The 14,282-nt window shown below is 73.6% G+C and carries 13 protein-coding genes; 8 read left to right on the top strand and 5 right to left on the bottom strand.

Translation table 11 applies throughout. The annotated features are described in order from the left end of the window. Nucleotides 1–36: 36 nt before the first annotated feature. A complete protein-coding gene (locus AB0G50_RS18670) occupies nt 37–738 on the bottom strand; it encodes an SDR family oxidoreductase (protein ID WP_360109715.1) in 702 nt (233 codons plus the stop codon). Nucleotides 739–846: 108 nt separating this feature from the next. Between AB0G50_RS18670 and AB0G50_RS18665 the strand changes: the two genes are divergently transcribed. Continuing rightward, on the top strand, nt 847–1,779 hold the full coding sequence (locus tag AB0G50_RS18665; protein WP_360109713.1) for a serine hydrolase: 933 nt from the start codon (nt 847–849) through the stop codon (nt 1,777–1,779). 137 nt (nt 1,780–1,916) lie between these two features. On the opposite strand, the gene AB0G50_RS18660 is transcribed toward AB0G50_RS18665, so the two are convergent. Further along, complete coding sequence (locus AB0G50_RS18660) at nt 1,917–2,942, bottom strand: hemolysin family protein (protein WP_360109710.1); 1,026 nt, start codon at nt 2,940–2,942, stop codon at nt 1,917–1,919. Beyond that, a complete protein-coding gene (locus AB0G50_RS18655; protein ID WP_360109707.1) occupies nt 2,939–4,297 on the bottom strand; it encodes a hemolysin family protein in 1,359 nt (452 codons plus the stop codon). The genes AB0G50_RS18660 and AB0G50_RS18655 overlap by 4 nt, the downstream gene beginning before the upstream one ends. A gap of 234 nt (nt 4,298–4,531) precedes the next feature. Here AB0G50_RS18655 and AB0G50_RS18650 point away from each other — a divergent pair, with 234 nt between their 5' ends. From AB0G50_RS18650 to AB0G50_RS18635, 4 genes are all read left to right on the top strand, one after another. Beyond that, nucleotides 4,532–6,451, top strand: coding sequence for a hypothetical protein (locus tag AB0G50_RS18650; RefSeq protein ID WP_360109704.1), 1,920 nt, complete (start codon nt 4,532–4,534; stop codon nt 6,449–6,451). Between the two features lie 216 nt (nt 6,452–6,667). Continuing rightward, nucleotides 6,668–7,240: an RNA polymerase sigma factor gene (locus tag AB0G50_RS18645; RefSeq protein ID WP_360109701.1), complete on the top strand. Its 573-nt coding sequence runs from the start codon at nt 6,668–6,670 to the stop codon at nt 7,238–7,240. Next, on the top strand, nt 7,233–8,027 hold the full coding sequence (locus tag AB0G50_RS18640) for a hypothetical protein (RefSeq protein ID WP_360109698.1): 795 nt from the start codon (nt 7,233–7,235) through the stop codon (nt 8,025–8,027). The genes AB0G50_RS18645 and AB0G50_RS18640 overlap by 8 nt, the downstream gene beginning before the upstream one ends. A 35-nt stretch (nt 8,028–8,062) precedes the next feature. Further along, nucleotides 8,063–8,353 carry a hypothetical protein gene (locus AB0G50_RS18635; RefSeq protein ID WP_360109695.1) on the top strand — a complete coding sequence of 97 codons (291 nt, stop codon included), beginning with the start codon at nt 8,063–8,065 and terminating at the stop codon, nt 8,351–8,353. Here the strand turns inward: AB0G50_RS18635 and AB0G50_RS18630 are convergent. Then, a complete protein-coding gene (locus AB0G50_RS18630) occupies nt 8,337–9,563 on the bottom strand; it encodes an MFS transporter (RefSeq protein ID WP_360109692.1) in 1,227 nt (408 codons plus the stop codon). The two genes, AB0G50_RS18635 and AB0G50_RS18630, sit on opposite strands and share 17 nt — an antisense overlap. A 59-nt stretch (nt 9,564–9,622) precedes the next feature. Here AB0G50_RS18630 and AB0G50_RS18625 point away from each other — a divergent pair, with 59 nt between their 5' ends. From AB0G50_RS18625 to AB0G50_RS18615, 3 genes are all read left to right on the top strand, one after another. Then, nucleotides 9,623–10,540 carry an ArsR family transcriptional regulator gene (locus tag AB0G50_RS18625; protein ID WP_360109689.1) on the top strand — a complete coding sequence of 306 codons (918 nt, stop codon included), beginning with the start codon at nt 9,623–9,625 and terminating at the stop codon, nt 10,538–10,540. 4 nt (nt 10,541–10,544) lie between these two features. Further along, a complete protein-coding gene (locus tag AB0G50_RS18620) occupies nt 10,545–11,426 on the top strand; it encodes a 3-methyladenine DNA glycosylase (protein ID WP_360109686.1) in 882 nt (293 codons plus the stop codon). Nucleotides 11,427–11,524: 98 nt separating this feature from the next. Next, on the top strand, nt 11,525–13,312 hold the full coding sequence (locus AB0G50_RS18615; RefSeq protein WP_360109683.1) for a substrate-binding domain-containing protein: 1,788 nt from the start codon (nt 11,525–11,527) through the stop codon (nt 13,310–13,312). Between the two features lies 1 nt (nt 13,313). Here the strand turns inward: AB0G50_RS18615 and AB0G50_RS18610 are convergent, their stop codons facing one another. Further along, nucleotides 13,314–14,270 (bottom strand): YafY family protein, encoded by a 957-nt coding sequence (locus tag AB0G50_RS18610; protein WP_360109680.1) that lies wholly within the window; start codon nt 14,268–14,270, stop codon nt 13,314–13,316. Nucleotides 14,271–14,282 lie beyond the last annotated feature (12 nt).

Raw genomic sequence — 14,282 nt, 5'->3', positions numbered from 1 at the left:
ACCGCGATCTCCCCGCCGTGCCAAGAGATCCCGTGCTCAGCGGACCTGACCGACCGGCCGCACGACGATCTCGTTCACGTCCACCCCGGCGGGCTGCGACACCGCGTACAGCACGGCGCGCGCCACGTCCTCGGGGTCGAGCTTCGGATCCTGCTCGCGCGACTCGGGAATCCCACCGGTGTCGGTCAACCCGGGCTGCACGATCGTCACCCGCGCCCCGGTGCCCACGCACTCGGCCCTGATGCCCTCCGCGAGCCCGGTCACCGCCCACTTGGTGGCGGAGTAGAGGTTCCCCGGCCGCACCCCGCGCCCGGCCGCCGACCCGGTCAGCACCAGGTGCCCGCCGGAGCGGATCAACGCGGGCATCGCGGCCTTCGCGGTGAACGCGGGCCCGCACACGTTCGTGAGCACCATGTCGCCCCACTCGGCGGGCGAGGAACCGGCGTCGGTGGCGAACGAGGTGTCGACGCTGACGCCGGCGTTGGCGAACACCACGTCCACCCGACCCCACTCGTCCTCGACCCGCTCCACGAGCGCCGCCACCTGCTCCCAGTCGCGCACGTCGAGCGGCGCGACCCACACGTCCTCGGGCCCGCCGAGCCGCGGCGCGTACTCCGCGAGCGCGGCGACGTCCCGGGCCGTCAACACCAACCGGTACCCGGCCTCGGCCGCCAAGCGCGCGGTCGCGGCCCCGATCCCCCGGGACGCGCCGGTGATGAAGAAAACCCGTTCACCCATGTCAGCGACACTAATCCCATGGTGCGGGCACCCCTACGCCGGCCTACTACCGTGCGTGACAGCACGGAGTGCCCCGGCCACCCCGGGTGCACGGCGACAGGGGGACGGATGAGCGTCGACCGCGGGATCGCACCCCGTACCGGCACGACGGCCGCGCGCCGCGCGATCGCCCGGAAGTACGCGCGGGAAACCGCGAAGGCGGGCGGCACGTGGTCCGCGCTGATCACCGTCACCGACCCGGACGGCGCCGAGCACCCCGTCGTCGAGGACCACCCCGACCGCGTGGTCGAGGCCTACAGCGTGAACAAGGTCGCGGTGGCCGTCGCGGTGCTGGACAAGGTCGACCGGGGTCTGCTGCGACTCGACCAGCGCGTCGAGGTCACCCACGACGTCGTCATCCGGGACACCGACGGGATCTTCGCCCTCGACGGCGCGTACCCGAGTTCGGTCACCCTGGGCCACGCGCTCGCCGCGCTGCTCACCGTGTCCGACAACACCGCGGTCCGGCTGTGCGGGCTGGTGGTGCCGGCGCTGGAGCTCAACGACGTGCTGGCCGCGAAGGGCTTCACCCACACCAGGGTCGAGCCGGTCGACCACCCGAACCGCTTCTACCTGGGCACCACCACGCCGAGGGAGACCGCGACCCTGTTCGCCCGGCTCGCCCGGGGCGACCTGCTCTCCCCCGCCTCGACCGCCCACCTGCTGACCGTGCTGCGCTCGCTCACCTCGTTCACCGAGGGCGTGCGCCGCGACCTGACCTCGCCGGAACGCCTGGACGTGGCCACCAAGGCGGGCTGGTACGACGACGGGCGCAACGAGGCCGGGCTGGTGTTCGACGCGCGCGGCGTCCCGGTCCTGACCTTCGCGCTGTTCGCCTCGGGCGCGTTCCGCGGCGACCAGGCCCGCAACTTCGAGGACTACGGCGCCACCCACCCGGCGCTGCGGGCCAGGGCCGCGCTCGGCCGGTCGTGCTACGACGCGGTGCGCGGGACCGCCGCCGCGCCCCGGACCGCGCCCGGCACCGACCGCCCCGAGAACTGACGGGAAGAAAACCGGGAACCGGTGTATCCCGCCCGGTTCCCGGAACTCCTTACCCACGAGGGGAGAGGTGCCACCCCGGTCCGCCGGGGTGGCGAGGGAGCCGATCGCGACCGCCGTCCGCGGTCGGCCCTCGTCCCTCAGGCCTCGCGCCGCACGTGGGTGCCGTCGCGGACGGTGCCCACGTACTCCTCCACGAGGTCCTCCAGAGCCACCACCCCGCGCAGTTCGCCGTCCGCCGCGACCGCGCGGGCGAGGTGGCTCTGCGAGCGCCGCAACGCGGCCACCGCCTCGTCCAACCGGGCGTCCACCGGCACCTCGGGCAACCCCCGGATCCGACCGCGCGGCACCGTCGTGCCCGGCTCCGCGTCCGCCAGGTCCAGCACGTCCTTGACGTGCAGGTACCCGGTCAGCCGACCCTCGTCGCGCACCGGGAACCGGGAGAAGCCGGTGGCGGCCACCGCCTCCTCCACCTCGCCCATGGTCGGGTTCGCCGACACCGACGTGACCCGGTCCAGCGGCACCAGCACGTCCGCTACGGTCCGGGTGGCCGACGACAGGGTTTGCGCGAGCCGCCGGTGCTCGGAGTCCTCCAGCAACCCCTCCTGCCGCGACTGCGCGATCAGCAGGGCCAGCTCGTCGCGGGTGTACGCCGATTCCAGCTCCTCCTTCGGCGTCACGCCCAGCAGCCGCAGGATGGCCGTCGCCACCACGGTGAACCCGTTGAGCACCGGGGCCACCATCCGGCAGAACCAGTAGTGCGCCGGCACCAGCCACAGCGCCACCTGCTCGGGACCGGCGATGGCCAGGTTCTTCGGCACCATCTCGCCCAGCACGGTGTGCAGCGCCACCACGATCACCAGCGCCAACGCGAATGCGACGCCGTGCCGCACCGCGTCCGGGATGGCGAACGGCGCGAACGGCGCCTCCAGCAACCCGGCCACCGCGGGCTCGCCGAGCGCGCCCAACCCGAGCGAGCACAGCGTGATGCCCAGCTGCGCGCCCGCGATCAGCAGCGGCAGCTCGCGACCGGCCCGGATCACCGTCCGGGCCCGGGTGCCGCCGATCGACTCGAGCCGGTCCCGGCGCGCGGTGATGATCGCGAACTCGGCACCGACGAAGAAGGCGTTGCCCGCCAACAGCAACAGCACCACCAGCAGGCTCATCGCGACACCTCCGGCGACGGCGTGCCCGGCGCGGACGGCGTGGACGGGTCGACCAGCGCGACCCGCAGTTCGGCCACCCGGTGCCGGTCCATCAGCATCACCGTGATGCGCCAGCCGTCCACCCGGATCTCGTCACCCACGTCCGGGATGCGGCCGAGCCGGGCCAGCACCAGGCCGGCCAACGTCTCGTAGTCGCCCGGCGGCATCCGGAACCCGGTCGCCTCGACCACCTCGTCGTCGCGCAGCAGACCGGACACGAGCCAGCTGTCCCGGCCGAGCGGGCGCACCGGCGAGGTCTCCTTGCGGTCGTGCTCGTCGCGCACGTCGCCGACGATCTCTTCGACCAGGTCCTCCAGCGTGACCAGCCCCGCCGTGCCGCCGTACTCGTCCACGACCAGCGCGGTCTGGAGGCCGGACGCCCGCAGCCGGTCCAGCAGCGCGTCGCCCTCCAGGGTTTCCGGCACCGTCTGCACCGACCGGGCCAGCGTCGACACCGCCGTCGTGGCCCGGTCCGCGCGCGGCACCCCGAACGCCTGCTTGACGTGCACGATCCCGCGCACCTCGTCCAGGTCGCCGTGGTAGACCGGGAACCGGGAGAAGCCCGTCTCCCGCGCCTTGGCCAGCAGGTCGAGCACGGTCGCGTCCGAGCGCAGCGACTCGACCTTGACCCGGGGCGTCATCAGCTCGTCGGCGGTGCGGTCGCCGAACCGCAGCGAGCGGTCCAGCAGCGTGGCGGTGCCCTCGTCGATCGTGCCGTGCTCGGCGCTGGACCGGACGAGCGCGCCCAGTTCCTGCGGCGAGCGGGCCGACGCCAGCTCCTCGGCCGGCTCCACGCCCAACCTCCGGACCAGCCAGTTCGCCGCGCCGTTCAGGCCGGTGATCAACCAGCGGAACACCGAGGAGAACACCGCCTGCATCCCGGCGACCGCCCGGGCGGTCTCCAGCGGCTTGGCGATGGCGAGGTTCTTCGGCACCAGCTCGCCGAACACCATGGACAGCGCGGTGGCCAGGGCCAGCGCCAGCACGATGCCGATCGCGTCGGCCGCGCCGTCGGGCACGCCGAGCGCCCTGATCAGCGGCGACACCAGCTCGGCGATGGCCGGTTCGGCGATGTAGCCGGTGATCAGGGTGGTGAACGTGATGGCCAGCTGCGCGCCGGAGAGCTGGAACGACAGCGACCGGTGGGCCTTCTCGACCGTCCGCGCCTTGGCGTCGCCGACCGTGGCGACGTGCGCTTCGACGGTGCTGCGCTCGAGGGCGGTGAGGGAGAACTCGGCGGCCACCGCGATCGCGGTGCCCACGGTGAGGGCCGCGACGGCCACGAGACCGAGAACGCTCAGCAGGGTCTGGGTCACCGGCCACCCCCGACAGGGGCCGGATCGGTAGGGCAGCCGGGTGTCGGACCCGGCTCAGTACTTCCGTGCACGGAAGGGATCACTCCTCAGAAAAGGGGTGGTCGAACGGCCTGTCCAGTTTAGAGAGTCCACCCCGCCGGGCGCAGGCCGGTTCCCCGCACGCGCCGGGACGGGAGTGCCCGGTCTCGCCGAAACGCGCGTTCCGGACCGGTCGGGCCGCCTAGGATCGCGCCGGTGGGGGAACGGGGGTTCGACGCTCAGCTGCTCGGACGGCTGGAGGGCATCGCCACCGAGGGCCAGGTGCACCTCCTCCAGCGGGTGCTCGGCGGCATCGACCCGGCGAACATCTTCAGCAAGCACGCGTCCGCCCTCGCCGGCCTGATCACCGAACTGCCCCGGGTGCACGCCGCCCTGCACCACCACCACGCCCAGGGTCAGCCCGCGCTGCGCCTGCTGACCCGGCTGTGCGCCAACACCGCCCGGCACGTGCGCGCGGTCGCCAAGGCGTGGTCCGCGGAGCCGCTGCTGGTCGAGACGGCCGACCTGCTGGACCAGGCGCAGGCCGCGACCGCCGAACCCGGTTTCCGGGAGCGCGCCGCCGAGTTCGCCACCCGGCTCCAGAAGCTGCTCGACACGTTGCCGGACCTCCTCGAGACCCGGTTCAAGGACGCCTGGACCACCCCTCCCCGACCCGACCGGGCCGCCGTGGTCGCCGACGAGGTGGCCTGCCTGCTCGCGTTCGCCGACCGCGACCTGACCGCCGTGGAGCACGACCTGATCACCGCCGCCGCGCACGGCGACATCGGCGCGGACGCGGTGTGGGCCCGGCTGTTCCCGCCGCCCGCCGACTACCGGGTCGCGGGCGTGGTCCGCGGCACCGGCGAACTCGCGGGCCTGGCCGAGTTCCACCCCGGCGTCGAGCAGCAGCCCCTGCGCACCGCGACCCGGTTGCGCTGGGGCCTGAGCACCGGGCGCCTGCACAAGTTCGTCACCGCGGTCACCGCGCCGGGCGAAGCGTGCGTCGTGTCGCTCACCGTCACCGCCCGGGACAAGCCGTCGGCGGGCCGGCTCGCCCGCCGCACCCTGGTCGAACTCCTCGACCAGTACATGGCGGGCAACCGGCACACCGAGTTGGAACTCGACCCGCGCGTCCTGGTCGCGAAGGCGGGCACCACGAGCACCCAGGAACTCGGCCCGCAGGTCCGCAGCACGCCGAAGGCCCGGCCCCTCACCACCCCGCGGCTGCCCGAACCGGTGCGCCGCTCGCTGCGGATGGCCCACATCGCGGCCCGCACCGACTCGCCGAGCGCCGCCGCCGCGCTGTCCTGGTCCGCGGTCGAGGCGTGCGGCCTGGGCAACCGGGACGAACTGGCCGCCGCGCTCGCGCTCCAGTGCCTGCGCCAGGCCGTCGTGCACACCCACCGGTTCGTGCGGCTCTCCGCCGTGACCAGGCTCGCCTACCTGCGCAACCAGGCCGACCTCGCCGAACTGGGCGTCACCCAGGCGACCCGCGCGTTCCGCCAGTGCCCGCTCGACCTCATCGACCGCCGCAACGACCTGCGCATGCGCCTGTTCGACGCCGAACGGACCCACCGCCGCGCCCGCGCCGAGTCCGACGAGCGGGACGCGCTGCTGCACGGGCTGCTCGAGGACATCGCCGAACGCGCCACCTACCGCCACCGGCACCACCTGGAGGACCTCAACGAGTGGGTCGCCGTGCTCACCACCGACACCGGCCTGGACACCCTGCTGCCCCACCTGCACCCGCTGGCCGTGCGGCAGGCCCAGTCGTGGCGCACCAGGCTGGCCGCGCCGGGCAAGTGCGCGAAGTGGTTGCGCCACCGCCAACTCCGCATGACCACCGTGCTGGACGCGCTCTACGCAACCCGCAACCTGACCCTGCACGCGGGCGTCTTCCACAGCGCCGCGGACACCGTGCACGGCGCGGGCGCGGTGATGCTCACCGACCTGGTCCTGGAACTGCTCGGCAACTGGTACAACTCCGACGCCTCGCGCCCGCCGGTGGCGGTGATCTCCACCCTGGCCCGCCGGCACGCCCACGTCCTGGCCGAACTGGACCGCGGCCGCCTCCCGACCGACCTGGACTTCGAGAACCTCACCGCCCCGGCCGACACCGCCCCGTGGCGCCCCTGACCCGCTCACCGACGGCACAACGCCCGCCCTGCCTGGCCACAACCCCCACTCCGGCCACGGCCACAACCCCAGCCAGTCCCACGGCCACCAAAACTGTCGGTACCCCGTGGGACAATGGACTCGGGGGCCGAAGGCCAGCCCCGCGCACCACCAGCACCCTCGAGCACCTCCGCACCGGCCCGTGAACCGTTTCCGGCCCGGGTGGCGAGAAGGGGCATGACACCGACCGACGCGGAGATCATCGAGCGGTCCCGGCGGGAACCCGCCGCGTTCGCCGAGATCTTCGACCGGCACGCGCCGCACATCCGGCGCTACCTGGAACGCAGGCTCGGCGCGCACACCGCCGACGACCTGGTCGCCGACACGTTCCTGACCGCGTTCGCCAAGCGCGACCGCTACGACCGGGCCCGACCCGAGGCGAGGCCGTGGCTCTACGGCATCGCGACCAGGCACGTCCGCCGGCACCACCGCCAGGAGACCCGCCGCTACCGCACCCCGCCGTCCGAGGAGATCACCGCCGACCACGCCGGCCGGGTGGCGCACGACCTCACCGCCCGCTCGACCCGGTCCGCGCTCACCGACGCCCTGGCCTCGCTCGGCCGCGGCGAACGCGACGTCCTGCTGCTGATCGCCTGGGAACAGCTGACCTACGGGGAGGTCGCCACCGCCCTGGCCATCCCCGTCGGCACGGTCCGCTCCCGCCTCAGCCGCGCCCGCCGCAAGGTCCGCGACGCCCTGGGCGCGGACGAGACCACCCGAGCCTTCGAGGAGTTGCTGACCGATGGATGACCTCGCCCTCCTGCACGACCTGGTCGACGGCCCCCTGCCCACCGCCGACGACCTCGCCCACGCCCGCGCCGAGGTCGTCGCGGGCCTGACCACCACCCGTCGCCGCCGGGTCCCGTTCGCGATCATCGGCGCGTCCGCCCTGGCCACCGCCGCCGCCGTGATCGCGACCGTGACGCTGACCAGGGTCGAACCACCCGCGGCCGCCACGCCGGGAAGCGCCGCCGACGTGCTGAGCCGGGCACACGCGTTCCTGGAGTCGCACGCCGACGCCCCGGCGCCCCGCGGCGACCAGTACTTCTACCTCCACCAGTTCCGACGGGAGACCTGGATGTCGGTGGACGACGAGCACGACACCGTCATCCGGCTCGAGGACGGCACCGAGCGGATCACCGGCGGGTGCGTCGACGGCAGGCGCGCCATGCAACTCGAGCTCAAGGCCGACCCGCCGTGGTACCAGGACTGCACGCCGTACCCCGCGATGAACCACCTGCTGGCCGGGCAGTCCGGCGGGATGGCGGAGGTGCTGCGCGGTTCCTACCTGCCCCAGGTCGTGCAGCGCGCGCTCCGGGGCGACTTCCCCGCCGGCACCCCCGAGGTGGTGCCGGACCTGGTCGACGCCGACGGCAGGCACGTGATCGGCGTGCTGTGGCCGCTGGACCCGACCCGGGAGAAGGACGACCCGTTCAAGCGGATGGTGTTCGACAAGAACACCTACGAGTACCTGGGCACGCCGGAGGCCGCCTTCTCCCGCCCGGTCGTCGTCGACGAGCCGCGCGAGCGTCCGTGAGCGACCGCGGGGGACGCCGGACTACGGTGTCCCCCGTGGAGCCGCGCGAGGACGACGAGGACGACTTCGACCCCGAGTTCGAGGAAGCCGGGTTCGAGGGCGAGGAGGACGACGAGTTCGAGGACGAGGAGGAGGAAGACGAGGACGACCTGTTCGGCGTCACCTCCGAACCGCGCACGATCTGCCACCTGTGCGGCGGCGCGGGGTTCATCGCGAACCCGACGCTCGCGGTGATCGGCGGCGCGCCGCGCACCGTCGACAACGGCCGCGAGTGCCCGCACTGCCAGGCCGCCCGCAAGTTCCCCGGCCTCATCCCCCCGCTGTAGGCGTCACGCGCCCGGCGGCCACCCGCTCGGCGGCGGCGAACCGGTCGGGCGCCAACCCGATCCACGTCACCACCAGCGCGCCCACCTGCACGGCCGCGCCCATCACCCACACCCAGCGCAGCGACAGGTGCGCCGCGACCAGCCCGCCGGCCAGCGCGCCCAGCGGCGTGAGCCCCCACGCGAGCGCCCGGTGGCTCGTCAGCACCCGGCCGAGCAGCGCGGCGGGCGTGAACCGCTGCCTGCTCGACTGCGAGCACACGTTCCACAGCATCACGATCGCGGACAGCGCGAACAGCACCACCCCGACCGCCCACGGCCACGGCGGCAGGCCCGCGAGCAGCGCCGGGAACACCACCATCCCGACCTGCGCGACCCGCATCGACCAGGCGTAGCCGATCCGGGCCACCACCTGGTTCACCACGAACGACGCGCCGACCCACCCCAGCGCCATGCACCCCAGCAGCACGCCGTAGCCGAACGGGCCCAACCCGAGGATCCGCTGCGCGTACAGCACGAACATCGACATCCCCGCGCTGGCCGCGAACGACCCGAGCGCCACCGCCAGGGTGATCGACAGCAGCAGCCGGGTGCCGACCAGGAACCGCAGCCCCTCCCCGATGTCCCGCAACGGGTGCCGCGTCGACGGCGTGACCTCGGCCGAGCTGAGCCCCCTGGTCAGCAGCACCGCGCCGAGCGCCGCCGCGAGCGCGAGCCACACCGGCACGCCGAAACCCCACACCACCAGCAACCCCGCGAGCGGCGGCACCACGAACTGCACCACGCCCCGGTCGATCACGATCAGCCGCGCGTTGGCCGCCGCGTACCGCTCGGCGGGCACGACCTCGGGCACCAGCGCGCCGCTCGCACCGTCGCCGAGCACCTGACCCGAGGTCACCGCGAACGCCACCACCAGCAGCAGCGGCAGGCTCAGCGCGCCGGTCGTCGCGGCCACCCCGAGCACCAGCGCGACGCACGCCTGCACCACGAACGCCACCGCGAGCACGACCGTCCGCCGCACCCGGTCGATCAGCACCCCCGCGAACAGCGAGAACAACAACCACGGCAGCTGACCGACCACGTTGACCAGCGCCACCTCGCGCGGGTCGACCGTGATCGTCACCGCGACGAGCGGCAACACCGTCGTCAGCAACCCCTCCGCGACCGAACCGGACACCGCGACGGCCTGGAGCCGCACCCACCCCCTGGACATGGTCGTCACCCTGCCAACGGCCGTGGAATCCGCGCACGTTTTAGCGTTGGCTCAAACCCATGGCCCTGCGCTTCTCGGTGTCCCCGCTCTGGGAAACGGTCGCCGCCCTGCGCGTGCTCGCCGCGCGCGACCCGTCGCCGGTGCACCGCCGCTGGTCGACGTGGGCCGAGCGACGGCTGCGCGACCTGGGCGAGGACCGGTCGCTGCTGCACGCGCTGGTGACCAGACCGGTGGTGCCGGAGTTCCTGATCCCGACGCCCGCGGTGCGCACGATCGACTTCGCCGACGAGGTGGACTGGCTGCCCAGGGTGGCGAAGCCGGCCCGGATCGCGGCGGCCGTCGAGCACCTGCCGCACGCCCGGCCGCTGCTCGAGGAGCGGGAAACGGCGTTGCGGGACGTGCAGGACCGGCTGCGCGCGGTGCACGAGGCGATCATCGCGCCGGTGTGGCCGCGGCTGGAGGGTGTCCTCCAGGGTGACGTCGAACGGCGGGGTCGACGACTGATCGCCGCCGGCGGGCCGACCGTGCTGGCCGAACTTCACCCGGACGTGTGTTTCGACGCCCCGGACGTGGTGGTGGTCGGCGGGGTTCGGGTGCCGATCGGCGAGCGGGACCTGGTGCTCGTGCCGTCCGCGTTCGTCTGGCCGCGCCCCTACCTGCGGGACAGCCCCGTGCGGCTGGCCCTGTGCTACCCGGCGCACGGCTTCGGCTCGCTGTGGGAGCGGGCGCAGGCGCCGTCGTGGCACGCGCTGTCCCGGCTCGTCGGCCGCACGAGGGCGCGGCTGCTGGTCGAGCTCGACCGCCCGACGGCGGTGTCCGAGCTGGCCGGGCGGCTGGGCGTGACGGTCGGCGCGGTGTCCCAGCACCTGGCCGTGCTGCGCGGCGCGGGCCTCGTGGTCAGCCACCGGCAGGGCCGCGAGGTCGTGTCGCTGCGCACCGCCCTCGGGCTGGCGCTGGTGCGCGGCGAAGTACCGTAGAGGGGTGGGGGTGGTCCTTTCCGAAGCCGAGTGGACGGCGCGCGCGCAGGCGCACACGACCCGGGTCCGGGCGTGGACCGGTCCGCACCACGAGCGCCGCAAGGCCGGCGTGAAGCACCCGGTGCTGGACTTCCTCTTCAGCTACTACAGCCACCGCCCGTCCCGGATGGAGCGGTGGCACCCCGGGCCCGGCGTGGTGCTCGAGGGCGAGCAGGCGCTGTCCTACCTGCGCTGGCCGGTGTACCGGCGGGTCGCCGAGGGCGTGGAGCTGGACGTGGCGGCGTTCGCCCGCGACCGGGCGAGCACGATCGCGTTCGTGCACCGGCTGCTCACCGCGACCGCGTCCCGCACCCCCCGACTGGGGTGCTTCGGCCTGCACGAGTGGGCGATGGTCTACCGGCAGCGACCGGAGGAGGTGCGGCACAACGCGTACCCGCTGCGACTCGGACCGGCGGGCACCGACGCGGTCGTGGAGACGCAGAAGGTGCAGTGCAGCCACTTCGACGCGTTCCGCTTCTTCACCCCGGAGGCCCGGCCGCTCAACGTGCTCCGCCCGGTCCGGGAGACCCAGGTCGAACTGGAGCAGCCGGGCTGCCTGCACGTGGGCATGGACAGCTTCAAATGGGCGTACAAGCTGGACCCGGCCACGCCGTCGGAACTGGTCGCGGACTGCTTCGAGTTCGCCGCGCGGGTGCGCGAGCTGGACATGCGGGCGAGTCCTTACGACCTGTCCGCGCTCGGTTACCCGCCGGTGCCGATCGAGACGCCCGAGGGTCGCGATGATTACGTACGGCGACAAAGCGCTTTCGCCGCGGAAGCGGCACCGCTGCGGACTGCGCTAATCGAGCTGACGCGGACTTTTCTGCCCGCTCCGACGATCCTGTGATGACCGCTCGTCATTTCACCCATTCCGCAGACTTCACCTGTTAGCGTGACGCGCAGTCGGGATTCGCCAGCCGTAGTCGGACGCTGAGAGGGAAGACGATGTCTCGACACCGCGCGCTGCGGACCAAGGTGAAGCGCGGGATCGCCAAGTGGCCCGTCGCCTTGGTGGCCCTGGTCGCACTGCTCGTCCTCGGATACCTCGGGTACACCTGGGTCAGCGCACTGGTGGACAAGCGCGCCGCCGCGCAGGCGGGTGACTGCCGGCAGGGCGAGGCGTCCCTGCGGGTCGCCGCGACGCCCAGCGTGGCCGAGGCCGTGAAGCAGGTCGCCGAGGCGTGGGCCCGGCAGCGACCGGTCGTCTACGACCACTGCATCCGGGTCGAGGTCCAGTCCGTGGACTCGGAGGAAGTGCTCAAGGGCCTGACCCAGAGCTGGGACGAGGCCAAGCTCGGCGCCCGGCCGCAGGCGTGGATCCCCGACTCGACCCTGTGGGCCAACCGGATGGCCGCGCAGAACCGGGCGCTGCTCGGCGCGCAGCCCGTGTCGATCGCGGCGAGCCCGGTGCTGCTGGCACTGCCCCAGGACGGCGCGACCGCGCTCCAGACCGCCGTCGGCTTCCGCTGGACCGACCTGCCGGACGTGACGACCGGCGACAACGGCTGGGAGCGGTTCGGCAAGCCCGAGTGGGGCGCGTTCCGGGTGGCGATGCCCGACCCGACGACGAACCCGGCCACCGCGATGGCGATCCAGTCCGCGCTCGCGGGCGCGTCGCCGGACGGCAAGGGCCCGGTGACCACCGACATGCTCGGGCTGGAGCCGGTGAAGGCGACGCTGACCAAGCTCGTCGCGTCCAAGCCCGCCGGCGCCACTCCCGCGACCACGTGGGCCGCGCTGTCCGCGTTGGCCGACAAGCCCGAGGTGAACGCGGCGGGCTTCAGCGCCGTGCCGGTGTTCGAGGTCGACCTGTACCGGCACAACACCGGCAAGGACAGCGGCACCGCGCCGCTCCAGCCGCTGTACGGCGTCGCCGCGGGCGGGCCGAGCCCGGTGGCCGACTTCCCGTTCGTGCCGCTGTCCGGCGACTGGGTCGACGAGGCGCCGGGTCGCGCGGCGCAGTTGTTCCGCGAGTTCCTGACCGAGCCCGACCAGCAGAAGACGTTGGCGGCGGCCGGGTTGCGGGTGCCGGCCACGACCGAGCGCCCGAAGCCCTCGCCCGGCATCCGGTGGTCGACCATGACCGACAAGCTCACGCCCGCCGACGAGACCACCGCGCAGCAGATCTCGGCCACGTGGGCCACCGCCGACGACGGCCAGGTCGTGTCGGTGCTGGTCGACTCGTCCGAGTCGATGAACCAGGACGGCGGCGAGGGCCGCAGCCGCCTCCAGTGGGTGAAGCAGGCGCTGTCCGGCCAGGTGAGCCGGTCGCTGTCGGGGTCGCTGGGGCTGTGGGAGTACTCCCAGTCGATCGACGGCGACAAGCCCTACCGCAAGGTCGTCGGCACCGGGCCGGTGGTCGTGCAGCGGCAGGCGCTGCTGGACGGGGTGGGCGGCCTCGAGCCGCGCACCGGCGCGCAGCTGTACTCCAGCGTGGCCGCGCTGTACGAGGACGCGGTGAAGAACTTCCAGCAGGGCAAGAAGAACCGGATCGTCGTGCTGACCGACGGCCCGAACGACGGCGGCCTGAGCCTGGCCGACCTGAAGGCGAAGCTCGCCGCGGCGAAGCAGGCCGACCACGACGTCGAGATCAGCTTCATCGCGATCGGCCCGTCCCCCGACCGCGCTCCGCTCCAGGAGATCGCCCGGTCCTACGGCGGCTCGGTGTCCGTGGCGACCGACGGGCGCGGCGTGGACGCGGCGTTGGCCCAGCTGCTGTCGGCGGACGGGTAGCTCAGTAGACGCGCGCCATGGCCGAGATGGTCTCGGCCATGCGCGCGCGCAACTCGGCGGGCTCCAGCACCTCGACGTCCGCGCCGAGCCGCAGCAGGTCGTGGTGGGCGTGGTCGAGCGACTCGGTCGGCACCTCGACCGTGGTCCACTCGCCGGTCGGCTCCACGCCCTCCAGCTCGCGCGAGGCGACCAGGCTCAGCAGGTAGCGCGCCGACCGCACCCCGGCGGGCGTGAGCCGGACCGTCACCCGCACCGGGTACATCCGCGCCTCGAACCGCGCCGACCACTCCCGCCAGAACGCGTCGAGGTCGAAGGAGCCCCGCTCGAAGACCTCGTCGGACACCGCGACCTCCAGCACCCGCGACACCCGGTAGGTCCGCGGCTCGCCGGCCCGCGCCACGAGGTACCAGGTGCCGGCCTTGAGCACGAGCCCCAACGGCTCCACCACCCGCTCGACCTCTCCACCGCGCGACCCCCACCGCCGGTACCGCACCCACACCCGCCGCTGGTTCCACACCGCGTCCGCCACGACCGACAGGTGCGGCGCGTCCTCGGACCCCCGGAACCACCCCGGCGTGTCCAGGTGGAACCGCTCCTGGATCCGGTCGGCCCGCTCCCGCAACTCCGGCGGCAGCGCCGCCCGCACCTTGAGCCGCGCCGCCGCGACCACCGCGCCCAACCCGAGTTCCGCGGCCGGCCCGGGCAACCCGGCCAGGAACAACGACCCGGCCTCGTCCCCGGTCAATCCGGTGAGCCGCGTCCGGTACCCGTCGAGGAGCCGGTAACCGCCCGCCGGTCCGCGCTCGGCGTACACCGGCACGCCCGCGCTCCCGAGCGCCTCCACGTCCCGGTAGACCGTCCGCACGGACACCTCGAGCTCGTCGGCGAGCTCCCGCGCGGTCATCCGCCCCCGCGCCTGGAGGAGCAGCAGGACCGACAGCAACCGGCTCGCACGCATACCGCCGATTGT

Source organism: Actinosynnema sp. NPDC020468, assembly GCF_040642015.1.
Classification (GTDB): domain Bacteria; phylum Actinomycetota; class Actinomycetes; order Mycobacteriales; family Pseudonocardiaceae; genus Actinosynnema.
The sequence above is the reverse complement of the archived record's forward strand: the minus strand, read 5'-3'. Positions and strand labels throughout refer to the sequence as shown.